We start from the raw sequence: 24,703 nt of genomic DNA on the forward strand, positions 1-24,703 counted from the left end.
CCGGACAGCGAGCACCCCTGATGCGCGAACCTCAGCAGGACCGAAGCCGGGCCACCCGCCGCCGACTGCTGGAGGCGTGCGTGGACTGCCTGGCCGAGGTGGGGTGGAGCGCCACGACCGTGGCGGTGGTCGCCGAACGCGCGGGCGTCTCCCGGGGCGCGGCCCAGCACCACTTCCCGACCCGCGAGGATCTGATCACCGCCGCGCTGGAGCACATGTTCGACGAGCGGATCGATTCGGCGCGCGCGGAGCTGGCCGCCCCGGGCACGTCGCCCACCACCGAGGCGGTGGTCGCGCGGGTGGTGGAGCACTTCACCGGCACGCTGTTCAAGGCGGCGCTCCAGGTGTGGACGGCGGCCGCCGCCGACGAGGCGCTGCGCGAGCGCGTGGTGCCGCTGGAGCAGAAGTTCGGCCGCGTCGCCTATCGGATGGCGATCGAGGCGCTCGGCGTCGGCGACGAGGACGAGACCGGCCACCGGCTGGTCCAGGCCACGCTCGACCTGGCGCGCGGGCTCGGGCTCGCGGATGTCCTGACCGACGACTCGGCACGGCGCGCGGAGGTGGTGCGGGCTTGGGCGGCGCACCTGGACGCGGTGTTGGGGGAGCGGCGATCACGTGACTGAGCTGGCCGGTATGCTCCCTGAGCCGACCCGCGGGTGGCCGGCCAGGGGAGGAACCGGGGATGGAATCTGAGATGGGTCCCGAGGCGGGCGAGGGTTCGCGCTCGGAGGAGCCCGGCGCTGAGAGCGCGCCGTTCGCGGTGGTCGATTCGGGGCCGGAGCCCGGTGCGCCCGGTGCGCCGCTTTCTGGGCTGCCGCCGTATCCCACGCAGACGGGGGCTGGTTACGGGCCCGGCTACGGACCTGGCTATGGACCTGCCTATGGACCTGGCTACGGTCCCGGTCAAGGAGCCGGCTACGGTCCCGGTCAAGCTCCCGGCTACGGGCAGATGCCGCCGGGGGCGCCGTATGGCTACCCGCCGCACGGCTACCCGCCCTACGGCTACGGATACCCACCGCCGCGGCCGACCGGCACCAACGGCCTGGCGGTCGCCTCGCTCGTGCTGGGCATCTGCGGGTTCTTCTTCATCACGCCGATCATCGGGCTGGTCCTGGGGCTGGTGGGGCTGTCGACGGTGCGCAGGACCGGGCAGAAGGGCAAGGGGATGGCGATCAGCGGGATCGTGCTGTCGAGCCTGTGGATCGCCCTGTTCGCCACGTTCATCACGGTCGCCGTCATCATCACCCCGGATCCGGCGCAGCGCGACGCCGACGGGAACGTCGTCAAGGCCGGTGCGGTCCCGGTCTTCCAACTGCACCTGAACGACTGCTTCACGCTGCCGGCCGGGGCGTTCAGCACGGACACCAGCACCCGGACCCTGAAGGTCGTGCCATGTTCGACGCCGCACGACAGCGAGGTGTTCGGTCTGTTCGACGCCACCGAGAGCTCCTTCCCCGGGAAGGACGCGCTGTGGAACGACGGCACTTCGCAATGCGTGGAGAAGTTGGCCGCGTATGTTCCGGACGCCGTCACCCTGCCGACGGGCAGTCAGGTGCAGTTCATCTACCCGGACGAGCAGGCCTGGAGCCGGGGCGAGCGCCGGCTGACCTGCTTCCTGCAGTCCAAGGCCGCCACGATGACCCAGTCGTTGCACCGGGACCTGTCGAGCTACACCGCCGACCAGGCGCGCTTCCTGAACGCGCTCAACCCCTATCTCACCGCGGTGAACCGGATGAAGGGGCTCCCGGATTCGGCGGACCTGCCGACCCTGGAGCAGAGCGCGGGCGCCGTCTCGAACGCCGCGCAGGGCGAGGTCTCGGCGCTGAGGGCGAAGCCGTGGCCGGCTGACGTGCAGCCGGCGGTGGACGCGATGGTGCTCAAGCAGCTCCAGGTGGCGAGTCTGTGGGCGCGGGCCGCCGGCGAGAGTGACCAGGGCGCGTTCCAGGACGATGTGCGGCAAGCCAATGCGGTCTTCGACAAGGAGGACATGGGGGAGATCCGGTCCGCGCTCGGATTCGCGGCGGTATCGGGCGGAGGCACTCAGGCGACGGTCTGACGATGGGATCGCCCTAGGCCGAAAGGCGTGTGGGGATGGACAGGAGGTCAGAGCAGATCTCGACTCCGTCAAGGCGAACGAGAACGTCCTCCGGAAGGGTGGAGAGCCGGTCTGTGCGGTCCAGCCATATCGACCGCAGGCCGGCCTCATGTGCCGCAGCCGCGTCGGTGATCGGTTCGTCGCCGACGTAGAGCGCCTCATGGGGCTCGACGCCTACCGCTGTGCACGCGGTGAGGAACGCGTCGGGGTGCGGTTTCGCGGCCGGAAGCTCCTCCAGGCCCAGCAGGCACGCGAAGCGGTCCCGGTCGATGTGGCACCGCTTCAGCTTCTCCAGTTGGAACGCGGAGATCATGTTGGTGACGATGCCCAGCGTGACCCCTATTCCGGCAAGCGCGTCGAGGGTCGGTTGGACGTCGGCGAAGGCTTTCAGGGCACCGGTCATGCGGGAGTAGAAGCCGTTGAACCAGAGGTCTGCGTCAGCATCGGAGAGGTCTGCGATGCGGCTCATCGCGCGGGCCCGGGATCGGCGCTGCTCGTGGAATCCGAGCTCGCCCGCCATGTACTGGCCGATGTAGAGGTCCTCGTATTCCTTCCAGCGCAGGTATTCGTCCTCGCCTGCGGGAAGGCCGAGCGCGCCGAGGTGGCCCAGGATCCCGTGCCGGGTGGCACCTTCGAGATCCACCAGGGTGCGGTCGAGATCGAAGAGGACGGCACGGATCGGTGTGTGCATGATCCAAGCCTAGCCAGCGGCGGGCGCCGTTAGTTCTGGACTGCTCGCCCCGCCGCCTGCCCCGCCGCCTGCTCCACCGCCCGGCTCTGGCCGCCGCAAGACCCCCGCACCACCAGCCGCGTCGCCACGTGCAGCGGCGCGTGCGCCGTCCCGTCGTCCGCGTCCAGCGCGTCGACCAGCGCCTCGACCGCGCCGGCGCCGAGGGCCACGCGGTCCTGGGCGATCGTGGTGAGGGTCGGGCGCAGCAGGGCCGCGGCCTCGATGTCGTCGAAGCCGACCACGGCCATGTCGTGCGGGACGCGCAGGCCCGCGTCGGCCAGGGCGTGCAGCGCGCCGATGGCCATCTCGTCGCCGGCGGCGAAGATCGCGGTGGGCGGCTGCGGCAGGTCGAGCAGGCGGCGGGCCGCCTCGTAGCCGCTGTCCAGGAAGAAGTCGCCCTCGATGATGTGCCGGGGGTCCGGGGTCAGGCCCAGGCCGGCCATCTCGGCGTGGTAGCCGGCCAGGCGCTCGGCGGCCGGCATCAGGGCGTGCGGGCCGGTGATGGTGGCGATCGCGGTGTGGCCGAGTCCGTGCAGGTGGCGGACCGCGGTCGCGGCGCCGGCGCGGTTGTCGGAGGTGACGTAGGTGGTGCGGTTGCGGTGCAGCGGCAGGTCGATGCCCACGCACGGGGTGCCCGCGTCGACCAGTGCCGTGATCGCCGGGTGGTCGGCGTCCACGCCCATCATGATGACGCCCGCCAGGCTGTGCTGCTGGGCCGCGCGCAGGTACAGCGTGACGTCGGCGGGGCTCGCCGCGCCGGCCGTGGACAGCACCATCAGGTGGTACCCGGACTCCGCGAGCGTCTGCTTGATCCCGACGAACAGGTCCAGCAGGAACGGATGCCGCCGGTCCTGGTTGGTGTAGCCGGTGTCCCAGATCAGCCCGATCATGTCCGAGCGCCGCCGGACCAGCGTGCGCGCCGGCTGGTTCGGCGAGTAGCCGAGCCGGTCGGCCATCTCCAGGATCCGCCGCCGGGTCTGCGGACTCACCTCGGCCCGGTCGTTGAGCGCGCGCGAGACCGTGGCGGGGGAGACGCCGCTGAGGCGTGCCAGCTCGCGGATGTCCACCATGGAGTGACCATAGCGGAAGACAGTCTGCTGCGATAGATCGTTACGCAGGTGGTCGGAAACGTATCCGCGCAGTACACGGGCCACCGGCAGGCGCCGCGCGGCGCCTCAGGACCCGGCGGTCGCCAGCTGGAGCGTCGTGGCCATCGTCGGGCTGGTGAAGGTGGTGGCGGCGTCGCCGGGGGAGGGGTGGTACGAGCCCCACTTCAGGTAGTCGCTGGTGCCGTCGTACGTGGTTCCGGTGAAGGTCCCGGAGCCGGTGGTGAATGTCTGCTTCGTCCCGTCGTACCAGAAGTCGATGGTGCCTCCGGTGCGTGCCAGATGGATCTTCAGCGCGTAGGAATGCCACTGGTCGTTGACGATCGGCGCGGTCCACAGCGGGTGTGCCACGTGGTGGATGTCCCACTCCTGCAGCCGCACGCGGCCGTTGGTGGCGTCGATCTCGATCGGGTGGTTGGCGGTGCCGGTGCTGGGGTCGCACTTGAGCTGGAAGATGTACCGGTCGTCACTGTCGGCGATGTCGACCTTCGCCGCCCAGCCGACATAGAACGTCTGGCCGGCGGTCAGCGTCGGGCCCAGCGCCTCGCAGCGCTCCTGCCCGGCGGCCTGCACCGCCTGCCACACCTTGCCCTTCGCGCCGCTGGAGACGACCTTGAAGTCGCCGGGGGCGCACTGCACCGAGGCGAACGTCGAAGGTCCCACCGCCGTGTTCGGCTTCCAGATCACCTTCCCGGCGGCGCTCGGCGCGCTGCCGGGCTTGTCGCCGGTCGCCGATGCCTGTGTGGCGATGGCGACGGCACCGCCGGTCAACGCCAGCGCGGCGGCGCCCGCGGCCCAGAAAGTGAGCCTTCTGCGATGCAAAGCAGTCGTCATGGGCTGAAGACTAAACGCGGCGCGGGCTCAGGTGTGAGGAATCCTCAACATCTGTTGCGCAACAAGAACAAGCGCCGCCGGGCCCGCAGTAGCCCGGCGGCACTCACCCTATGGCTGAACCGTCATCGCGAAGATGTGGATGGCCGGATCGCTGGGCACGGTCACCGTCTTCACCGTCTTCGTCGCGTCGATCCCGATCGAGTTGTAGAACACGTCGTAGTCGACCCCGAAGTTCGCCGGGCCGCTGGGCGTGTTCCGGTGCGTGGTGACGATGGCCGGCGTGGCGCCGTACCCGGTCGGCGAGGAGCAGCACCAGTTCGGGAATCCGAGGCTGCCGCTGCTGGTCGTGCCGTCCGTGTAGGTCACCGTCACCGTGTCGGTGTCGAAGCCGGCCTCCGAACCGAGGAAGCCGAGCTTGGACCCCTGCCCGCTGAGGTTCACCATCACGCCGCTGCCCGCCACGTTGTCGTTCGTCCCGGTCGCCGCGGACGGCCAGGTGAACGTCGTGCCGCCGGCCGTGATCGTGGCACCCGCAGTGGCGCCCGCGGCGGCGAGCGCCTGCGCGGAGTAGCTGTCGCCGTCTCCGTCGAAGTTGCCGGGGCCGGGGTTGGACTCGTCGCTGATCGCGGTGTTGTTGAACGCGCCGGCCAGCGTCGGGAAGGGGGTGTTCGTGACGTTGGACAGGTCGGCGCTGTCGGTGGCCGGCGTTCCGCGATCGCGGTAGGCGACGGACGCCGTCAGCGTCGTCGTCACCTTGCCCGGTGGCGGCGTACTGGCCGTGACGACGAACGTGGCCGTCGCCGACGTCCCGGGCTTGACGTTCTTCAGCTTCACGGAGGAGGGCGTCGCGGTCCACCCGGCCGGCAGCTTGAGCGTGACAGAGGGCTGCTGCGCGTCGAAGTACCCGTAGTCGCCGAAGGAAACGGTGACCGGCGTGGGAACCCCGGCCGCCAGCGGCGCGCCGCTGATCGTCGCCGCGGTGTGGATCGGCAGGTGCTTGTCGCCTCCGGGGTGCACGCGGTAGATGGCCGTCGCGTGCGGCGCGAGCGAGGCCGATATCGTGCCGTCGCTGGCGCTGACCGCCTTGCTGACCAGATCGGTCAGCTGGAACGGCGCGCCGCTGCTGTGCAGCCCGATCGCGGCCGCGTTGGTCGTGACGGTCTGCGCGGTGTCGCCCTTGTTGAACAACACGACCGACACGTCGCCGTTCGCCAGCGGCTTGGCGAGCACGTCGTATCCGGCGCCGGACTGCACGATCGTGCCCTGTGCCCCGAGCTTGTCCTGGTCCACCGCCACCACGTCGGGGTTGGAGACGATCCCCACCTCGGTCGGTGTCAGCTTGGACAGGTCGGTGGACAGCAGGATCGGCGAGGCCATCTCGGCCCACAGCGTCATCTGGGTCTGCTCCTCGGTCGGGGTGAGCCCGCCGTTGCCGACTTCCAGCATGTCCGCGTCGTTCCAGTGTCCGGGGCCGGCCCACTGTGCCAGGCCCGGGGTGTTGTCCTCGTTGTAGTTCTCCAGCACGCTCGGCCAGGCGTCGTAGATGTCCGAGCCGAAGCGCCACAGGTTGCCGTGCTGGTAGAGCCAGGTGAGCTCGTTGGTGAAGTCAGAGCCCGAACAGCAGACGTAGGCCGGGGCCGACTCCGAGAACTGCATGGGACGGCCGGTGTTCAGCAGCGCCTGGCTGGCCTCGGTGTAGACGATCTGCGCGACCTGGCTCTCGGACTTGCCGGGGAAGGCGTCCATCGGCTCGTAGCAGTAGTCGAGCTTGAGGTAGTCCACGCCCCAGGACGCGTACTGGTCGGCGTCCTGCTGGAAGTGCCCGTAGCTGCCTGCCGCGCCCTGGCAGGTGTAGTAGCCGGCGTCCTCGTAGATGCCGAACTTCAGGCCCTTGCTGTGGATGTAGTCGCCGAGCCACTTCAGGCCGTGCGGGAAGCGGGTGGCGTCGACCTGCAGGTTGCCGTTGGCGTCGCGGGTCTTCTGCATCCAGCAGTCGTCGATGTTGACGTAGTCGTAGCCGAGCTTGTTCAGGCCCAGCGAGACGATCTCGTCGGCGGTCTTGGTGAACAGCGTCTCGTTCATGTCGCTGTTGCATTCGAAGCCGGCCCAGTCGTTGAAGCCCATCGGCGGGGTCAGCGACAGGCTGTTGTAGGACGGGTGGGTGTTGATCGCGGGCGCGGCTGCGGTGCCGGCGGCGGCCGAGACCGCTGGTGCGGCGGCCGTCACGGCGCCGAACACCATCACGGCCGCGGCGACGGCGCCGAACAGCCGCCGGCGTGGGGCGGTGCGGGACATATCACCTCCGAGGGAGAGGACTGATCTCGCCGAGTCACCGTAAGAAGCGCGAGCGCCGTGCGCAAGTGTTTGGGAAGGGTCAGTTTCAATCAGTTCCGCGCAGGGTTCGTGCAGGAGTGCCCGCGGGCGATATCAGGCCCCGATGACTCTCGACGACTCCCGCCGGGTCGGCGAGACTGATCTGATGACGCGGTGGGCTCGCCTGTGGCGGCGGATGACCCGGATGTTCGACGTGGACGCGGTGCCCGTGACCGTCGTCGACGACCTGGCCCCGGACCCGCACGCCTGGAGCGCCGGCTACGCCGACACCGCCGGGACCGGGTTCGGCACCGTGGCGCGCCGGCTGCCGCTGCTGATCGGGACCTCGCTGCGGCTGGCCGCCGAGGCCTCCAGACCGCGCACGGCCGCGCTGCTGGCCGTGCAGACGGCCTCCTCGCTGGCCGGCGCCTTCAGCCTCTATGCCACCACCGACGTGCTGGCCCCGCTGTTCGGCGCCGGCGCCACCCCGGACCGGATCCGTGCGGCGCTGCCGTCGATGCTCGTGGTGCTGGTGCTCACCGCCACGCGGTCGTTGTGCGACTCGGTGGCCAAAGCGTTCGCGCAGCAGCTGGGCCCGATGATGGACGCCAAGGCGATGATCCGGCTGCAGGAGCTGTGTACGCGCGCCGAACTCGTCGCGTTCGACAAGGCCGACTGGGTCGACGCCTCGCAGCGGGCCGAGCGCGGATCCATCTCGGCGCGCAGCATGCTGGCCATCACGCAGCAGGTGTTGCAGAGCCTTGCCACGCTCATCGGCGTCGCCGGGGTGCTGACGGTGCTGCATCCGGTGCTGGTGCCGCTGCTCCTGCTGTCGGTGGTGCCGCGCTGGTGGGCCGCGGTGCGGGTGGCCCGGCTGGACTACAAGGTGTTCGTCCGCTGGGTGGAGGGGCGGCGCAGGCAGACCCTGCTGACCCAGCTGTCGGTGACGACCACCTCGGCCGCGGCGGTTCGTGCGCTGTCGCTGTCCGGGTACCTCGTCGAGCGCTACCGCCGAATCACCGATGCCTACCTCACCGAGCGCTTGCAACTGGTCCGGGCGGAGACGTCGTCCATGGTCGTGGGCAACGCCATCGCGGGGCTGTTCACCGGGCTCGTCTACGCGGTGCTGGCCCTGCTGCTGTGGCGGCAGGCGATTCCGCTGGCCGTCGGAGGCACGGCGTACCTGGCCGTGAGCCGCGTCCAGCAGGCGCTGCTCAGCCTGGCCATGGACATCAACGAGCTGTACGCCGAGGGCTTGTATCTGGAGGACTACCGCTCGTTCTGCGACGACGCGGCCGGGCATCTTCCGTCAGCCGGGGACGAACCGACACCCGAGGACTTCCAGGAGATCGTCGCCGAGGACGTCGTGTTCGCCTATCAGGGGACGACGACACCGGCGGTCGCTGGCGTCTCGCTGCGGGTGAAACGCGGCCAGGTGGTCGCGTTCGTGGGGGAGAACGGCGCGGCGAAGACCACGATGGCCAAGCTCCTGGCCCGGCTGTACCTGCCCGATTCCGGACGGATCACCTGGGACGGCCACGACAGCGCGGCCATGGACATCGAGACGCTGCGCTCCCGGATCGCCTTCATCGACCAGGACCACACGCGCTTCCCGTTCACCGCCCGCGAGAACATCCGCATCGGCGACTGGACCGCGGACCCGGACCCGGCGCGGATCCAGGAGGCGGCCCAGCACGCCGGCGCGCACCGGTTCATCAGCGCCCTGCCACGCGGCTACGACACCCTGCTGGAGCGCAGCCTCAGCGGCGGCCTGTCGGTCTCCGGCGGCCAGTGGCAGCGCCTGGCCCTGGCCCGCGGCTTCTTCCGGCGCGCGTCGCTGGTGATCGCCGACGAACCGACGTCCAGCCTGGACGCCGCCGCCGAAGCCGCGTTCTACCGCCGGCTGCGCGAGTACGGCGGGACGATCGTGATGATCACCCACCGGCTGGGGAACGTCGCCGAATGCGCCGACTACATCTACGTCTTCGCCGACGGCCTGGTCGCCGAGCAGGGCACGCACACCGAGCTGATCGCGGCCGACGGCTGGTACGCGCGCTCCTACCGGCTGCAACGGCAGAGCTTTGAAAAGGGCGACAGCCTCGGCGAGCGGATCGAACCAGCCCAGTCGATCCGGCCCGCCGAGGCCGAACCCGCCCTTCAGAGTGGATCGTCGAGCACCATCACCGAAGGCAAGGCGCTTCCTTCCCCCATCCGCAGCAGCTGATACGCCACACCGCCGAGCCCGGACATCATCGCCGGCGAGAACGCCTCGCGGGCCATGCCGCTGATCGCGCCGTTCTCCTCCAGACTGGCCAGGATGCGGGCTTCGAAGCCCTCCCGGTCCACGCCCTCCGGGGCGAAGCCGGCGCGCAGGGCAGCGTCCATCAGCTCCCAGACGCCGAGTTCACCGTGGCACAGCGTGTGGTTCCAGCCCATGCCGTGGCCGTAGGCGGCGATCGCGGCGCGTCGCAGCACACTGTCGACGCCGTCGGCCGGCCAGCCGCGGCGTGCCAGGTCCAGCTGGGTCAGGGCGATCCCGACCGAGCCGTGGCACCAGGCGTTGGCGGTCAGGCCGGGTTCGATCTCGCGCAGGTCGGTCCAGCCGCCGGCGGCCTCGTCGTAGCAGGACTCCTCGAAGGCGAACGCGGCGCGCGCCGTCTCGGCGGCCCGGGCGTCGCCGGTGGCCAGCGCGAGCCGGGCCAGGGCCCAGCCGATACCCGAGGCTCCGTGCGCGCAGCCGCCCAGGCCCCCGGGCCAGCGCGTGGTCGGCCAGGCGACGCCGACGTCCCTGGTCAGCGCGGCGTCGCACAGCACGGTGCCGATGTGCCCAGCGATGTCAGTCCACTGCTGCTCGCCGGTCACCGCGCTCAGCTGGAGCAGCGGCACGATGGCCCCGGCCGGTCCGGAGACGATCTCGTACTCCTCGGCGTCGCCGATGGCCTCGGGGATCTGGGCGGCCAGCGCCCGGGCCCGGTCCAGGGCTTCGTCGCCGACCACGCCGAGGCGGGGCAAGGTGAGCCAGGTCCACATCTCCGACCCGAGGCCGACCCAGCCGCCGGGCTCGCGGGGCCGCATCGCCACGCCGTCGGCGCGCAGCTTCGCCGCGTGGTCGCCGGCCAGCCGGATGGTCTGGACCGTGGCGTCGAGCAGCGGCGGCAGTTCCGCGATCGGATCGGCGCGGCCGCACTGGGTCTCCTGCTGGTAGGCGGCCAGCAGCAGGGCCACGCCCGGCAGTCCGCTGTACAGGTCCGGGCTGAGCGGCTGGACCACCCAGCCGGTGAGGCTGAGCACCGGCGCGATCCAGGTCGCGGTGCCGTCCGCGCCGCGGGTCGCGCTGTCGCGGACCTCCCGGACCAGACCCGCTGCCAGGGTTCTGCGACGCTTGTCGACGTCCTGCGTGCTGATGACGGTCGGCGGCCGCAGTCCCTTGCTGGGCGTCCAGTCCGAGTTCAGATACGCGCTGACCAAGCTCGCGCGAATGATGCCGCGATCGAACTCCAGATCGGCGCCGCGCCAGCGGGTCAGCGCGTCGGCCACCAGGTCCCGCTCCGGCAGCCAGTGCGTGCCGTCGGGGCCGGTGAGCCGGCCGGTGTGGGGCGTGGTGCCGAAGTAGGGGATGTCGCCGGTGAGCAGATCGGCGATCTCGGCCGCGACGACGTCCGGGTCGCTGGGCGCCGCCGAGGATTGCTGTGCCATCTGGACGAATAGGCCGGTGGCGCGGTGCACGGCGGCCGGCTCGTCGTGCAGCGAGACCGGGTGCCAGAGCATGCGCGCGACTTCTTCGTAGACATCGGTGGCGCGCAGCACCATGCGGATCTGGCAGTCGCCGAAGGCCGCCATCGCCGCTTCCAGAATGTCGGCGTCATCGGCGGCGGCCAGCGCGGCCGAGCCTTCTTCGAACCCTGCCGCGACCGTCTCCCAGTGGTCGGCCAGGGCCGGCTTCGGGCTGGGCAGGCTGGCGCCGGGCTGCGGTGTGGCCTCGGCGTAGCCCAGATGCGCGTGGTCGGTGCCGGCGTCGATGATGACCGGGACCTGCCCCGCGGGCTGCTCGTCCGGCAGCGCGCCCACGGAGGAGGAGTCGACGCCGCGCCAGCCCAGGGCCGCGCCCCGGTTCGGGAGCATGCCGACGCGCAGCACGGTCTCGTCCACGAGCCTGGCCGCCGCGTCCACCGCCAGGCCCATGCCGGAGGGCGGGCCCTGCGGGATGGTGCTGAACAGGGTTTCGCAGTCCACGACGACCGGGACCGGGCCGTGCGCGATGACGTTCTCGGTGTGCAGGTCGCTGCCGCCGAGCAGGCGCATCACGGCCAGCCAGTGGCCGACGCCGCGGTAGAACGTGCTCAGCTCGGCCTCGGAGGCGCAGTAGCGGTGTTCGATGAACTCGCTCCAGCCGTAGCCGTCGCGGGTGATGACGTCGGGGACGCGGATGCGCGTGGCCGCCGGGACGTCGGGCAGGACCGTGTCCAGCAGGCTTCTCAGGGCTTTGTCGACGTCGACCGGGCGGGGCTTGTAGACGACTTTGGCCTGATCGAGTTCCAGGATCGCCACGGACTGTCCGCCGCGATGGCTGTCGCCGGCTCCGAAGTCGACATGGCGCAGCTCGCCGGGGTCGACTCGGGTGAGGGCGGTCAGAGTGCTGCGATCCGCGGCGAAACGGCGGGCCAGCGTCAGCGCGGCATCGGCACGGCGCTGCATGACGGTGTCCAGGCGCGCGCCCAGAGTCGGGTAGCGGCTGCCCAGGGAGTGCCAGAATCGGGGGTCGTCGGCGATCTTCAGGAACTCGGTCCAGCGGCCGGCCGAGTCCTGGGCGCTCAGCCGCCCGGTCACGCGCGCGGCGTTGAGTTCGAGAAGCAGGACCCTGCTGACCTTGCGGTGGACGGTTTCCAGGATGGCGCGCTCGGCGGCCTCGGCGATCGCGGCGCGCTCCGGGCCGGACAGCGGTTCGACGGCGGCGAGCCGGGCCGCCAGGCCGGCCGAGATCGGCGCGGCCAGGCAGCCCAGTGCTCCGGCGAACTCGCCGGAGAAGCGGGGGGTCACCTGAGCGTCAGCAGCACTCGCCGCCGCGCGAGGCGGTGCAGGAGCTGCACGTGCCCCGGGTGATGATGACCACGGCGCCGACGATGTCGGCCTCGGCGTACTTGCCGCCGGTGTACAGCGGGCCGGCCGGGCTTTCGTCGGCCGAGCTCAGCCAGCTGCTGATGACGTCGTCGACGCGGCCGAGGACTTCGGTTTTGGGCATGCGGGACCTCCGGAGGTGGAAGGAAGGTGGCGGGGTACGGACCGCGGATCACCGTCTGGTTCGTCCCCAATGTGTTCTGTATATATCTCACTGTGCGGACTGACAAGCAGGAAGATACGCGTATTTGTACTCATTCAGTGGCTGACAGGGTACTGACATCTATCGAGGCGCATGATGACTGATATGCCGGGTCCGGACCGGGATGCGATGCGGGCGGTGGCGGCGTCCCTCGGCGACCGGGCGAACGCGATGGCGGCCCGGGGACGGGTGGCCGAGGTGCCGGCGCTGTGGGAGGAGGCGATCGCCGCTCTGCCCGACGAGGCGTCGCGAGCATTGATCACCCTGGCCTACGCCTGGTACCAGGCGCTGCACGGGGAGGTCGAGCACGGGATACGGCTGGCGGCGGGTCTGCGGGATTGTCCGGTGCCGCCGGTGCCGGGGCAGGTCAGGGTTCTGGTACGGAACCGGACGCGGGTCGAGCCGGAGGTAGTGGAGCGCACCTGGCATGCCGTGACGGGGGAGGGGCTTGCCCCGTGGGCGTTCTTCGCCGACGAGGACATCGATGCTGTCGCGGCATGGATCTCGGCGCTGTCGTGGGAGGAGTCCAGGGCGCTGTATGACGCGCGAGTCAGCCGACTGGCTTCACAGGATGCTGACGAAGTGCTCGTGGAGATCGCCTCCGGTGATCCCCGGCTGCGCACCGCGATCGCGGTCCACCGGGCCGTTCTGGTGCTCGGCGCCGATGCCGGCTACCACGCGTTGAGCGGCCCGAAGGCGGCCTCCGACGTGGCCGGCGCCGCGATCACGGCCGGGGACTGGGGCGCGTTGCGGGCGTGCGGGACGATCGAGTTGACCGTGCACGGCAGGGCTTTCCTGGGCGGCGTGTACGGGGTGACCGCGGAGCTGATGGCAGCCGGTGACACCTCCGTGCCGCCGGCGATCGCCGATCGGGTCGCCGCCTTGGCGCTCGACGCGCAGCCCTGGGAGCGGGCGCGGGCCGCCGCGGATCTGGCGGCCATCGGCGACACCTCGATCACCGCGTTGCTGAGCGCGATCCCGGAATCCTCTGACAGGTAACGTTCCCACGTTCGGTAGCAGGCCATTGACAGCGTCACAGAGTACTTCGACACTCCGAGATGTGAACGTTCCCTTCGATCGGGCCCGATTGCGCCGGCCCGCAGTGCTCCTGTTCGCCCTCAGCCTGAGCTTCGCAGGCTTCATGCACGGCACCGCGCGTGCCGCGACCACGACCGCGAACGGATTGGCGGCCACCTTCGACAACGCGGGCATCAGCGACGACTCGGCGCCGACCGCGGCCGACCTGGACGGGGTCGGGTCGGCCTTCTCCGCGCAGGCGCTGGCCGCCGACGGCTGGTCGCCGGGGGCGGTGGTCACCCTGGCCGACGGGGCGCGGGTGAGCGTGCCGCAGATCGCGCCGGGCCAGAACGACGACACCGTCGCCGCCGGCCAGACGTTCGCCGACGCCGGCTCCGGCGGCGCCCTGGACCTGGTGGCGACCAGCACGAACGGCACCACGGCCGGAACCGGGACGGTGACCTACGCCGACGGGACGAAGCAGAGCTTTGCGATGTCCGTGCCGGACTGGTGGACCGGGACCGTCGCGATCGCCGCGGTGGCGCCCTACCGGAACTCCACCGGCGGGCGGCAGGTGCACCAGGTGAGCCTGTTCACGACCACCGTGCCGCTGATCGCCGGCAAGGCCGTGGCGTCGGTGACGCTGCCGAACGCTACAGGGGGCAGCGGTTCGGCGATGCACGTGTTCGCGGCGGCCTTCGCGCCGACGGCGCCGGCGGCGGGCCTGGCCTCGGCGTTCAACAATGTCGGCATCAGCGATGACAGCGACGTCACCGGCGCGAACCTGGACGGCTACGGCAACAGCTTCTCCCAGCAGGACCTGATGGCGGCCGGCTGGTCGCCGGGCGCGCGCGTGGTGGCCGGCGCCGCGTCCTTGGCGCTGCCGCAGGTCGCGGCGGGCCAGCCGGACAACGTGGTGGCCAACGGGCAGCGGATCGCCTACTCGGCCTCCGGCAGTGCCCTGAGTTTCCTGGCGACGAGTACGGACGGCGCCGCGTCGGGTTCGGGGACGCTGACGTACAGCGACGGCAGCACGCAGAACTACACGCTGGGCACGCCGGACTGGATCACCGGGGCGACGGACACGATGGCGGTGTCGCTGCCGCACTGGAACCAGGCGGGCGGCCAGGCGGCGGCCACGGCGAAGCTCTACGTGGAGTCGGTGCCGCTGGCGGCGGGCAAGACGCTGGCCTCGCTGACGCTGCCGACCCTGGTGTCCCCGCCGGCCGGCAACGAGCTGCACGTCTTCGCGCTCGGCGTGCGCGCCTCGGCCGGGGCGTTCAGCGGCAGCTGGGCCGCGGCGGCCGACGACGGGCTGGTGCCGGGGCCGTGGACGAACCGCACGCTGCGGATGGTGGAGCATTCGAGCGTCGGCGGCACGCAGGTCCGGGTGCGGCTGGACAACGCGTTCGTCGGCGTGCCGGTGAACGTCGGGCACGTCACGGTCGCGGTGCAGAGCAGCACCTCGGTCGCCACCGGCGCCCCGGCCACGCTGACCTTCACCGGGAATCAGGCCACGACGATTCCCGGCGGCGGCCAGGCGATCAGCGACGCGGTGCCGTTCACCGTCCCGGCCGACGCGAACCTGCTGGTGAGCGTGTACTTCCCGGGCACGGTGCAGCTGGAGTCGCAGCACAGCCTCGGCATGCAGGACATGTACTCCACGGCGGACAACGCCGGGGATCAGACCACTGATGTCGGCAACTACCCGGTGAACAACACCTTCGGCTTCTGGACGCTGCTGTCCGGCGTGGACGTGGTCCCCAGCGGCCCGGCCGTCGGCACCGTGGTCGCCCTCGGCGACTCGATCACCGACGGCGTCGGCTCGACCTACAACGGCAACGACCGCTGGCCCAACGATCTGTGGCGCCGCCTGTCCGCCAGCCAGTACCCGCACCGGGGCGTGATCGACGAGGGCATCAGCGCGAACCGGGTGGTGAGCGACGACTTCACCGGCGTGCAGGGCAGCGGCAACGGCGGAATCAGCGCCCTGAGCCGCCTGGACCGCGACGTGCTGAGCCAGAGCAATGTCAGGACCCTGCTCGTCCTGGAGGGGGTCAACGACATCAAGTCCGGCACCTCCGCCGACGCCGTCATCGCCGGCCTGAAGCAGATCGCCGCCGCGGCGCACGCCAAGGGCATCACGGTGATCGCCGCCACCGTCACCCCCTTCGAGGGCTACAGCGCCTGGACCAGCGCTTATGAGACGCAGCGGCAGGCGGTGAACAGCTTCGTGCGCAACAACGGCGGGGTGTTCGACAGCTACGTCGACTTCGACGCGACGGTGCGGGATCCGGCGAATCCGGCGGCGCTGCTGGCGGCTTACGACAGCGGCGATCACCTGCACCCGAGCTCGGCGGGGTATCAGGCGATGGCGAATGTGGTGGATCTGTCGAAGTTGTGAGGTGAGGGGTTAGACAGAGCTCGATGACGGGCTGATCGCGGCTTGCGCGATGAGCTGCGCCGTCTGGTTCCCAGCGCGCAGAACGCGGTCGGAATCGCTCGGGACACAGCGGCGCAGCTCGGGGTCGTACACGGTCATGACGACGCCGGCGTGGTCCGCGTCGAGCTCGGTGAGGGTGGTCGGCCAGCCTCGTCGGCGTAGGGCGGTGTGCAGGCGGCGGGGTTGGTCGACGTCGACGATGGTGTCGGCGGTGCCGTGGATCAGATGGATGGGGATGGGTGATGCGGCCAGCTCGACGGTCTCGGTCTCGGTGTCGCCGTCGCCGCCGCCGAGCCGGTCCATCGCCCCCTGGCCGGTGAGCGGATCCGCGGTGACGTAGCCCCCGGCGGCTGCGACGACGGCTCGCGGCCGCCAGCTGTCGAGCGCTGCGGCGTCCAGGGCGACGGCCACCGCGATCTTGGCGCCGCGCGACCAGCCGGCCAGCGTGCTCCGTGTCGCGTCGCCGCCGAAGTCGGCTGCGTACTGCTGAACGAATGCGGCGGACTCGCGCAGGTGGGTGCGTCCGGCGTCCTCGGCGTCGGGCCGCCAGTCCGGGACGAAGCACACCACGCCGAGGGAAGCCGTCGCCCTGGCCAGGGGAGCCAGGACGTCGCGTTCGTCGGGGCCGCTGCCGTGCCACAGCAGGACGACGGGGTGGGCCTGCTCGTCGGCGTCGGGGCCGTAGACATCCAGGCGCTGGCCGCTGTCTCCGAACGCGAGCCCGCTGATCACTGAGATGTTCACTCGGCTTCTCTTTCCTGTTCGGCGTCGGCGAGGTGGCGTAGCTGCCGCACCGGGTGAGCGAGCGGCAACTCGGCTTCGGGCGCGTAGTCCGGCCAGTGTATGAGCCCGCGCAGGGCGAAGCCGGTGCGGTGGAACCAGTGGCGCTCGGGCGTGGTCGCCAGGGCCGGGTAGGCCTCGGTGAGCCAGGGCACGATGGCCGGCCGGCCGTTGTCGGGGCGCTGGCCGTCGACCCAGGCCCAGAATGACGGCAGGGTGAGGTCGATGTCGCGCGGGCCGAGGCGGGACCATTCGAAGTCCAGGAGCGCGATGATGCGGCCGTCCTCGATGAGGACGTTGGCAGGGGTGCAGTCGGCGTGTAGGAGGACGTCGGCGGTGCGGTCGATCGGCAGGGCGATACCGGCCCCGGCCCCGGCTGCGGCGGTGGCGGTGGCCGACAGGCGGGCGGCGATCCGGTCGAGTATGGCCGCGTCCACATACGGCCGGTCGCGGGCGTGCTCGATGAGCCGGTGCAGGTGGGCGGCGGCCAACGGTGTCAGGGTACTGGCGGCGATGCGCACCGGGTCGGTTTCGGTGTCGGCGGCCTCGGCTGCGCGGTAGCGCTCCAGGATCGCCGCGGGCGGGTGCCATTCGTGCAGGCGCCGCATAATGTCCGCGAGCTGTGTGACGTAGTCGTGGAGCACCGGCGCGGGCTCGGATTGCCAGGCGTGCCATAACGACGTCGCGTGGTGGCGCTTGACCAGCATCCAGCTCAGGGCGCCGTCGCGTCCGCAGTCCAGGACCCGCGGCCCCGGGACGCCCTCCGGAAGCACCATCGCGAGTTCGGATTCGCGTACCAGCCGGTCGACGTCGCCGCGCCAGCACACCCGCAGGACGGCCTCCGGCAGCAGCCAGGCGTCGTTGGAGCCGCTCTCGACGAACACCTCGTCGCCGGTCAAGGACAGCCCGGCCGACCGCGCGATCCGTGCCAGCCGCTGCCGCGCGACCGCCTCGTCCCACGGCCAGTGCGGGGTGCCGTCGATGACCGGGACTTCGCCGTCGGGGAGGTTGTAGGGGCCGGTGAAGCGGGCGATGTCGGCGGCGGTCGTCATGGTCCGAGGCTACCGGGCAGCCGAAGCAGAAGGCTGAGACCGAAGAGGCGGCGGCGGCCGCCGAGACCGCCGCCGCCTCATCAGCCCCCTTACCCCAACCGGGCCTCGATCGAAGCGATGATCTTCGGTCGCAGTTCGGCGGCCTTGATCACCTCGTCCACCGAGCCGACCTGGACCGCGCGCTGGATGCTGTGGACGCGGTCGAACTCGGTGGCGACTTCGCCGACCTTCTCGGCGCGGACCGAGGTGCGGAGTTCGTCGAGTTCGGCGGCCAGGGCCGCGCGGTCGGTGCCGGTGGCGGCGGTGACGCGGGCTTCCAGGTCGCGGATGCGGGGGTCGTTGGCGGTGCGGGAGTTCACGTCGCCGGCGAACACCACCGCGGCCGCCGGGGCGCCGCCGAGCACCGAGGCGAAGGAGCCCTCCAGCGCCAGGACGGTCATGTTCGGGTTCAGGGCCTTGGAGAAGACCACGAACGCGCCGCCGTGGTAGCGCGAGATCACACAGAACACGATCGGGCCTTGGAAGTTCACGATCGCGCGCCCGATCTCGGCGCCGTATTCCAGCTGGAGCTTGCGCATCGACTCCGGGGAGCCGTCGAACCCTGACAGGTTCGCCAGCACCACCAGCGGACGGTTGCCGCTCGCCGAGTTGATCGCGCGCGCCACCTTCTTGGACGACTGCGGGAACAGCGTGCCGGCGGTGTACGTGTCCGGGCCGTCGGTGGGCGGGAAGCCGCGGCGCGGCACCGCCCGGGACTCGATACCGACCAGGCAGACCGGCAGCCCGCCCAGGTGCACGTCCTGCACCACCGAAGTCTCCGCGCCCGCCATGCCGGCCCAGCGCTCCAGGACCGGGTGGTCCTGGTCGGACAGCGCGCGCATCACGGTCCTGATGTCGAACGCCTTCTTGCGGTCCGGGTTGGCCGCCGCGCTGAAGATCTCGCCGACCGTGGTGAAGTCCGAGCCCGCGAAGGTGTGCGGGAAGCTCGAGATGTCGCGGTCGTACGGGTCGTCCGTGCCGGCGCGGCGCGGGGAGGACTCGCCGGGGGCGATGTACGTGTGGTCGTAGTGCGCCATCAGGACATCGCGCGCGGCGGTCAGGTTCGGGGCCCAGTACTGCGCCTGGCCGTTGGGCCCCATCACCCGGTCATAGCCGCCGATGCCGAAGTTGTCCTCGGCCGAGACGCCACCGGAGAAGTCCAGCGCCTGCTTACCGGTCAGCACCATCGCAGAGTCCGGAGTCATGACCAGGACACCGCGCGTGTGCATCAGCATCGTGGCCTCGGCGTTCCAATACGGCTGCGCGCCGACATTGATGCCGTTCACCACCACATTGATCTCGCCGCCATCCTGGGTGAACTCCACGATCCGCTTCAACGCGGCCGCGACCCAGTCCATGTTCTCCGTACCCGACTGCATCGAGATGCGGGCACCGGAGGACAGCGCGTACCACTCCACCGGGACCTTCATCTGCTCGGCGAGGTCCAGCGCGGCGATCACCCGGCGGCATTCGGGCTCTGACAAAGCACCCAGCGACTTCGTCGGGTCGCCCAGCAGCAGCACGCGCGTGACGCCCTGCCGGTGCCGCCGCGTCCTGGTGCTGATCACGCCGGCCACCATCGCCGCGGTGTTGCGGCCCTTGGGCCGCTCGACCGGCACCAGCTTGTGCTCGTCGTCCAGGTCGTGCTCGGTGAACTCGCCCAGAGAGTCGACGAGCTCGTAGGGGTACACCGTGCCGCGGCTGGCCGCGCGCAGGACCTTCAGGCGGTAGTCGTCCAGCGGCTCGATCGGGTCCAGGGTGGGCTCGCCGACGGACAGCGCCGGGTTGCCGTCGCCGTCGAAGCGGACGCGGACCGCGATCTTGATCAGCTCGCCGGTCTTCCAGGAGCGCTGGCGGCCGATCAGCTCGATCTCCTCCAGGCCCGCGCCGACGGTCGAGGGCAGGATGCGCTGCGCGATCAGGAACAGCTCCGAGCGCTTGATGTCGGAAACTGGCCACAGGTAGACCACGACGCGGTTGGTGCTGAACCGCTTGTTCGAGGGCTTGCGCAGCTGCGCGCGCCGGATGGAGTCCACGCACGCCGCGATCGCGTCCTCGGCCGTGGGCAGCGCCACCAGCCGGCCGTCGTGCTCGCGCAGCTCGGTCAGGTCGCGCACCTGCGTGAAGGCGACCAGGCGGTCGTCGGCCGGGTTCTCCCGCGCCACGCACTGGTACAGGTACACGTCCTCGTCCGAGGACGGCAGGCGCGTCAGGTCGAACTTGTTCAGCCGCTCCAGCTGCATCCGCTCGGCGATGTACGGGTGCAGGCCGCGGATCAGCCGCTCCTCGGTCATGCCGGTGGTGGAGCGCCGGAAGGTGAAGTGGTGGTGCATCACGGCGTTGCGCCGCCCGGCCACCGTCGCGGTCACCCGGCGCACCTGCTGCGGCAGCGGGTGCGCGCTGATCACGGCCTGCAGCTCGTTCGCGGCCTCGTCGGTGTCCGGCTGGTTCTCCCACAGCAGGTAGATGTCGGCGTCCAGGGCGCCGGGGGAGGCGGCCAGGTCGGCCAGGCCGTCCAGGGCGTCCCCGAGCCGGTCGAAGGGCACCGCCGCCGACACCAGCTGCGAGCCGTCGCGCTCGGCGACCACGAACGGGGTCCGGCCGACCTCGGCCGTCCGGATGCCGGTCAGGCCCTTGTTGCCGTAGTAGCGCCGGGTCAGGACCTCCAGCAGCGCCGAGTTGTCCAGGTCCGCGTGCACCAGGCGCTGCCCCAGCAGCCGCACCAGCGGCTCGGTGCTGCGCACCATCTCCGCGATGTGCTCGGCGCGGTCGGAGGCCTGCGGGTTCTCGTCCAGGTACCGCAGGTGCTTGCGGATGCCGGCGTAGACCCGGGCCCGGTTGCGGCGCAGCAGCGGCTGGCCGAACCAGGCGTAGACCACGCCGCGGGCCAGGTCCGCTACGTTCGGGAAGCGCACCTGCGTGGCCGCGATCAAATGCTCCAGCGCCAGGCCCGCGGGCTCGCGCAGCAGCTCGTCCGGCGGCAGCTCGCGCAGCCAGGCGCGCAGCAGCGCGGCGACCACGGCGGCGTCGGTGGCAGAGCGCTGACGGGCCAGGAAGATGCGGAACACCGCCGCTTCCAGCTCCGGCGAGCGCTCCAGGTCGGTGACCCCGTAGTGGGCCAGCGCCTTGCGCAGGGCCGCCTGGAAGGACTCCGGCAGGCCGGCGCGCTCCACGTCCAGGCTCTGAAGGTAGGTGTGGAAGTACTCGTGCGCGCTGTGCAGCTGGCTGTCGCCGTTGACTTCCTCGATGCCGATCGCGGCCGGGCGGTTCAGGCCCAGATCGGCCAGGTCGGCGAAGACCTCGATCAGGCTCAGCTCGCCGGCCAGCGGCCGCAGGTTCTCCTCCACGGCCGTGGTACGGGCCTGCAGGTAGCCGCTGAGGATGCGGCCCTCGTCGTGCGGGTCCACGTCGAAGCCCAGCAGCAGGCTGCGAAGGTCCTCCCGGCCCTGCGCCACCCGGGTGCGGACCGGGACGGAGGTGGGGGCTTCCGGCAGGTCCAGCTCGACGGCCTCGGCGGCGGAGGCGGCGGAGGCGGCGTCCGCGGCGTCCGCGGCGTCCTCCTGGACGATCTGCTCCAGCCGCAGCAGCGGGGCCCCGGTCTCCACCTGGCTGCCGACGCTGACCGCCAGCTCCTTCAGGCGGGCCTTGAACGGCGCGCGCAGCACCGTCTCCATCTTCATGCTCTCCAGCACGACCACCGGGGCGCCGGCCTCGACCTCCGCGCCGACCTCCAGCGGCGTGGCGATCACCAGCGCCGGGGCCGGGGAGCGGACCACGCCGCCCTCGTCGCGGCTGACCCGGTGCGTGACGCCGTCCACCTCGACCTGGTGCACCGAGCCGTGGGTGGCGGTCAGCAGCCGGAAGCGCTCGCCGTTGACCACGATCTGGCCGGTGTGCCGGTCGAAGCGGTCCAGCTCGACGTCGGCGGTCTGTGTCTGTGTCAAAGTCTGGGACTGCGCGCCGTGGCCGTCGCCGGCCTCTATCCCGACGCGGAACCGCTGCGCGCCCACGCGCGCCACCCGGACCCGGTAGCCCACGCCGCGCAGCTTCAGGTCCAGCGGCCGGCCGGAGTCGTGCTGCACCTGCGGACGCCCGCCGGAGGCGGTGGACAGCAGCCGGGCCCGCTCGACGAGCTCCTCGTCCTCGTAGGCGTCGATGGCCGCGGCGGCCAGCGCGACGGCGGCGTTGCGGTGCGAGACCAGGCGGCCCTCGGCGCGGACCCGGTCGATCCAGCCGGTGTCGGCCGAGGCGTCGATCACCTCGGGCTGGTCCAGCAGGTCCAGCACGAAGCTCTTGTTGGTGGTGCCGCCCTCGATGACCACGGAGGTCTCGGCCATCGCCCGGCGCAGCCGGCCCAGGGCCTCGTCGCGGTCCCGGCCGTAGGCGATGACCTTGGCGATCATCGAGTCGAAGTCGGCCGGGATGGTGTCGCCCTCGGAGACCCCGGTGTCCACCCGGATCCCGGGGCCGGCCGGCAGGTCCAGGCGCGCGATGCGGCCCGGGGAGGGGGCGAAGTCGCGGTCCGGGTCCTCGGCGTTCAGCCGGGCCTCGATCGCGTGGCCGCGCTCGGCCGGCGGACGCCCCTCCAGCTTGCCGCCGCCCGCCACGTGCAGCTGCGCCTTGACCAGGTCGAAGCCGGTGGTCAGCTCGGTGATCGGGTGCTCGACCTGAAGCCGGGTGTTGACCTCGAGGAACGCGAACTGCTTGTCGCCGGGGTGGTAGAGGAACTCCACGGTCGCGGCCCCGCGGTAGCCGACCCGGACCGCCAGGCGCTCGGCCGAGGACTTCAGCTCCGCGGCCTGCTCGGGTGCCAGGACCGGCGAGGCCGACTCCTCGATCACCTTCTGATTGCGGCGCTGCACTGAGCAGTCGCGCACGCCCAGGGCCCACGCGGTGCCCTGGCCGTCGGCGATCACCTGGACCTCGACGTGCCGGGCCCCGGTGACCAGGCGCTCCAGGAAGACGATGCCGGAGCCGAAGGCGCGCGCCGCCTCCTGGCTGGTGCGCTCGTAGGCGTCGACGAGCTCGGACTCGTCGGTGATGACGCGGATGCCGCGCCCGCCGCCGCCGGCAGTGGCCTTGAGCATCAGCGGGTAGCCGATCCGCCCGGCCGCCTCGACGGCGGCCTCCAGCGTCTCCACCGCGCCCCGGCTCCAGGGCGCCACCGGCACGCCGACCTCCTCGGCGATCAGCTTCGCGCCGATCTTGTCGCCGAGCTGGCGCATCGCCTCGGCGTCGGGGCCGATGAAGGTCACGCCGATCCGGTCGCAGAGCTCTGCGAACGCCGGGTCCTCGGCGACGAAGCCCCAGCCCACCCAGGCCGCGTCCGCCCCGGACTCCAGCAGCGCGCGCTCCAGCAGCTTCAGGTCCAGGTACGGGCGGTTCGCGGCCGGACCGAGGTCGTAGGCGATGTCGGCCTCGCGGACGAAGGTGGCGTCGCGGTCCACGTCGGTGTGCAGGGCGACGGTCTCGATCGGCGTCGCGCTCTGCGCGCTCAGCTCCCGGACCGCGTGGATGAGCCGCATCGCGGCCTCACCACGGTTGACGATGGCGACACGACTGAACACCGGTCGGAGCCCTTCCTCTATTCCCAGGCACCAGTCGTACGACCGGTTGTGGGCTGGCCGGTTTCCCCGCGCAGTCGTTGGTGTCGGCCGGACGAGCTGGTTGTGACTGGTCGGAGTGTAGTGCAACGGGAGCGGGGCTCCGCGGAGCATGAGGTGGGGGGAGGGCTACTGGTCAGTAGGGCGCCGGTCGGTGGCGCGGGGGTTACGGATCCGGCGGCATGTCGGGCGGGTGCGGCAGCCGGCGGGCGCGGGGATCGGTGACCGGTCATGTTTCGACGGTAACGCCGGTGGCGGGGTGGGCGCTCTATTGCTTATTGCTGTGCTTTCGCCGGCCACCTGTGGTGATGATGGTCGGATGACCGCGTTCTACCACGTCTGCTTTGTCGTACCAGATCTCGAAGAAGAAGCGGCATCGGCACGCGCGTCAAGCTCATCGACGAGTGCGGCGGAGCCTGACCGGAAACCAGGTGCGACCGCCGCCGCCCTGGTGTGTGATCGGGACATGGCGATCAAACTGGGCAAGCCGGATGCCGACGGCCTGGGTGCGGCGGTGGGTGCACTGCGCGAGTGGCAGCACGAAGGGGCCCCGATGCAGCTGCATCCGGGGGATCTGGGCTGGTTCTGGCGCTTCGGCGCGGACACCACGGCCGCGGCGGTGCGGACGTGGAGCCGGGACGGCCGGATCCTGGCCGTCGGGCTGTTGGACGGGCCCGGGTTGCTGCGGATGACGATCGCGCCGGACGCGCGGCAGGACGAGGAGCTGGCGCGGCAGGTGGTCGCGGACGTGGCCGATCCCGAGCGCGATGTGCTGACCCCCGGTGCGGCCAACATCGAGGCGCCGATGGATGCCGTGCTTCAGGCGGTTCTGGCCGAGCACGGATGGAGCGCCGACGAGCCGTGGACGCCGCTGCGCCGCGATCTGGCCGAGCCGGTGAAGGAGCCGGACCTGCGGATCGAGGTGGTCCGGGCCGAGCAGGCGCTAAAACAAGCACCCGAGCAGGCGCTCGAGCAGGTCTCGGAGCGGGTCGCGGTGCAGCGCGCGGCGTTCGACAACTCGACGTTCACCGAGGACTACTGGCACGTGATGGCGGCCGGGCCGATGTACGCCGACGCGCGCTGCCTGCTCGCCTACGACGACCAGGGCGAGGCGGTGGCGGCGGTGACGGTGTGGTCGGCCGGTCCCGGCCGGCCGGGGCTGCTGGAGCCGATGGGCGTGCATCGGGACCACCGCGGGCGCGGGTACGGGACGGCGATCACGGCGGCCGCGGCGGCGGCGTTGCGGGAACTGGGATCCTCCAGCGCGATCGTGGCCACGCCCAGTTCGAACGCCGGGGGTGTCGCGACGTACAAGGCCGCGGGATTCCAGGCACGGCCGGAGATCCGGGATATGCACCGGGACGCTTAGCCCCT

General features: G+C 71.3%; 15 protein-coding genes. 6 read left to right on the plus strand and 9 right to left on the minus strand.

Annotated features, from left to right (window positions below):
* Nucleotides 1-17 precede the first annotated feature (17 nt).
* Nucleotides 18-623 (plus strand): TetR/AcrR family transcriptional regulator, encoded by a 606-nt coding sequence (locus ABH926_RS18750; RefSeq protein ID WP_370367071.1) that lies wholly within the window; start codon nt 18-20, stop codon nt 621-623.
* 59 nt (nt 624-682) lie between these two features.
* Nucleotides 683-2,056: a DUF4190 domain-containing protein gene (locus ABH926_RS18755; protein WP_370366942.1), complete on the plus strand. Its 1,374-nt coding sequence runs from the start codon at nt 683-685 to the stop codon at nt 2,054-2,056.
* 13 nt (nt 2,057-2,069) lie between these two features.
* On the opposite strand, the gene ABH926_RS18760 is transcribed toward ABH926_RS18755, so the two are convergent.
* The 4 genes from ABH926_RS18760 to ABH926_RS18775 all read right to left on the minus strand — a co-directional run bounded on the left by ABH926_RS18760 (nt 2,070) and on the right by ABH926_RS18775 (nt 7,060).
* On the minus strand, nt 2,070-2,786 hold the full coding sequence (locus ABH926_RS18760) for an HAD family hydrolase (RefSeq protein WP_370366943.1): 717 nt from the start codon (nt 2,784-2,786) through the stop codon (nt 2,070-2,072).
* Nucleotides 2,787-2,815: 29 nt separating this feature from the next.
* A complete protein-coding gene (locus tag ABH926_RS18765; protein ID WP_370366944.1) occupies nt 2,816-3,895 on the minus strand; it encodes a LacI family DNA-binding transcriptional regulator in 1,080 nt (359 codons plus the stop codon).
* Nucleotides 3,896-4,000: 105 nt separating this feature from the next.
* On the minus strand, nt 4,001-4,765 hold the full coding sequence (locus ABH926_RS18770) for a heparin lyase I family protein (RefSeq protein ID WP_370366945.1): 765 nt from the start codon (nt 4,763-4,765) through the stop codon (nt 4,001-4,003).
* Between the two features lie 108 nt (nt 4,766-4,873).
* Nucleotides 4,874-7,060, minus strand: coding sequence for an NEW3 domain-containing protein (locus ABH926_RS18775; RefSeq protein WP_370366946.1), 2,187 nt, complete (start codon nt 7,058-7,060; stop codon nt 4,874-4,876).
* Nucleotides 7,061-7,202: 142 nt separating this feature from the next.
* On the opposite strand from ABH926_RS18775, the gene ABH926_RS18780 reads away from it, so the two are divergent.
* Nucleotides 7,203-9,302 carry an ABC transporter ATP-binding protein gene (locus ABH926_RS18780; RefSeq protein ID WP_370366947.1) on the plus strand — a complete coding sequence of 700 codons (2,100 nt, stop codon included), beginning with the start codon at nt 7,203-7,205 and terminating at the stop codon, nt 9,300-9,302.
* Here ABH926_RS18780 and ABH926_RS18785 read toward each other — a convergent pair.
* Both ABH926_RS18785 and ABH926_RS18790 read right to left on the minus strand, forming a co-directional pair.
* Nucleotides 9,236-12,115, minus strand: a complete 2,880-nt coding sequence (locus ABH926_RS18785) for a type 2 lanthipeptide synthetase LanM family protein (protein ID WP_370366948.1) — start codon at nt 12,113-12,115, stop codon at nt 9,236-9,238. The two genes, ABH926_RS18780 and ABH926_RS18785, sit on opposite strands and share 67 nt — an antisense overlap.
* A gap of 7 nt (nt 12,116-12,122) precedes the next feature.
* Entirely contained in the window at nt 12,123-12,317 is a 195-nt protein-coding gene (locus ABH926_RS18790; protein ID WP_370366949.1) for a DUF6229 family protein, read from the minus strand.
* A gap of 183 nt (nt 12,318-12,500) precedes the next feature.
* On the opposite strand from ABH926_RS18790, the gene ABH926_RS18795 reads away from it, so the two are divergent.
* Complete coding sequence (locus ABH926_RS18795) at nt 12,501-13,394, plus strand: hypothetical protein (RefSeq protein ID WP_370366950.1); 894 nt, start codon at nt 12,501-12,503, stop codon at nt 13,392-13,394.
* Nucleotides 13,395-13,455: 61 nt separating this feature from the next.
* Entirely contained in the window at nt 13,456-15,816 is a 2,361-nt protein-coding gene (locus ABH926_RS18800; protein WP_370366951.1) for an SGNH/GDSL hydrolase family protein, read from the plus strand.
* Between the two features lie 9 nt (nt 15,817-15,825).
* On the opposite strand, the gene ABH926_RS18805 is transcribed toward ABH926_RS18800, so the two are convergent.
* The 3 genes from ABH926_RS18805 to ABH926_RS18815 form a co-directional block, all read right to left on the minus strand.
* Nucleotides 15,826-16,599: an alpha/beta hydrolase family protein gene (locus ABH926_RS18805; RefSeq protein ID WP_370366952.1), complete on the minus strand. Its 774-nt coding sequence runs from the start codon at nt 16,597-16,599 to the stop codon at nt 15,826-15,828.
* Nucleotides 16,596-17,687 (minus strand): phosphotransferase family protein, encoded by a 1,092-nt coding sequence (locus ABH926_RS18810; RefSeq protein WP_370366953.1) that lies wholly within the window; start codon nt 17,685-17,687, stop codon nt 16,596-16,598. The genes ABH926_RS18805 and ABH926_RS18810 overlap by 4 nt, the downstream gene beginning before the upstream one ends.
* Before the next feature lie 89 nt (nt 17,688-17,776).
* Nucleotides 17,777-23,293, minus strand: a complete 5,517-nt coding sequence (locus ABH926_RS18815) for a carboxyl transferase domain-containing protein (RefSeq protein WP_370366954.1) — start codon at nt 23,291-23,293, stop codon at nt 17,777-17,779.
* A gap of 502 nt (nt 23,294-23,795) precedes the next feature.
* Here ABH926_RS18815 and ABH926_RS18820 point away from each other — a divergent pair.
* Nucleotides 23,796-24,698, plus strand: coding sequence for a GNAT family N-acetyltransferase (locus ABH926_RS18820; RefSeq protein WP_370366955.1), 903 nt, complete (start codon nt 23,796-23,798; stop codon nt 24,696-24,698).
* Nucleotides 24,699-24,703 lie beyond the last annotated feature (5 nt).

Source organism: Catenulispora sp. GP43 (genome assembly GCF_041260665.1).
GTDB lineage: Bacteria > Actinomycetota > Actinomycetes > Streptomycetales > Catenulisporaceae > Catenulispora.

Bases quoted from the DNA above. Each gene is read 5' to 3' on its own strand.
- ABH926_RS18755 (WP_370366942.1), top strand. From the start codon at position 683: ATGGAATCTGAGATGGGTCCCGAGGCGGGCGAGGGTTCGCGCTCGGAG.
- ABH926_RS18760 (WP_370366943.1), bottom strand. From the start codon at position 2,786: ATGCACACACCGATCCGTGCCGTCCTCTTCGATCTCGACCGCACCCTG.
- ABH926_RS18765 (WP_370366944.1), bottom strand. From the start codon at position 3,895: ATGGTGGACATCCGCGAGCTGGCACGCCTCAGCGGCGTCTCCCCCGCC.
- ABH926_RS18770 (WP_370366945.1), bottom strand. From the start codon at position 4,765: ATGACGACTGCTTTGCATCGCAGAAGGCTCACTTTCTGGGCCGCGGGC.
- ABH926_RS18775 (WP_370366946.1), bottom strand. From the start codon at position 7,060: ATGTCCCGCACCGCCCCACGCCGGCGGCTGTTCGGCGCCGTCGCCGCG.
- ABH926_RS18780 (WP_370366947.1), top strand. From the start codon at position 7,203: ATGACTCTCGACGACTCCCGCCGGGTCGGCGAGACTGATCTGATGACG.
- ABH926_RS18790 (WP_370366949.1), bottom strand. From the start codon at position 12,317: ATGCCCAAAACCGAAGTCCTCGGCCGCGTCGACGACGTCATCAGCAGC.
- ABH926_RS18795 (WP_370366950.1), top strand. From the start codon at position 12,501: ATGCCGGGTCCGGACCGGGATGCGATGCGGGCGGTGGCGGCGTCCCTC.
- ABH926_RS18810 (WP_370366953.1), bottom strand. From the start codon at position 17,687: ATGACGACCGCCGCCGACATCGCCCGCTTCACCGGCCCCTACAACCTC.
- ABH926_RS18820 (WP_370366955.1), top strand. From the start codon at position 23,796: ATGGCGATCAAACTGGGCAAGCCGGATGCCGACGGCCTGGGTGCGGCG.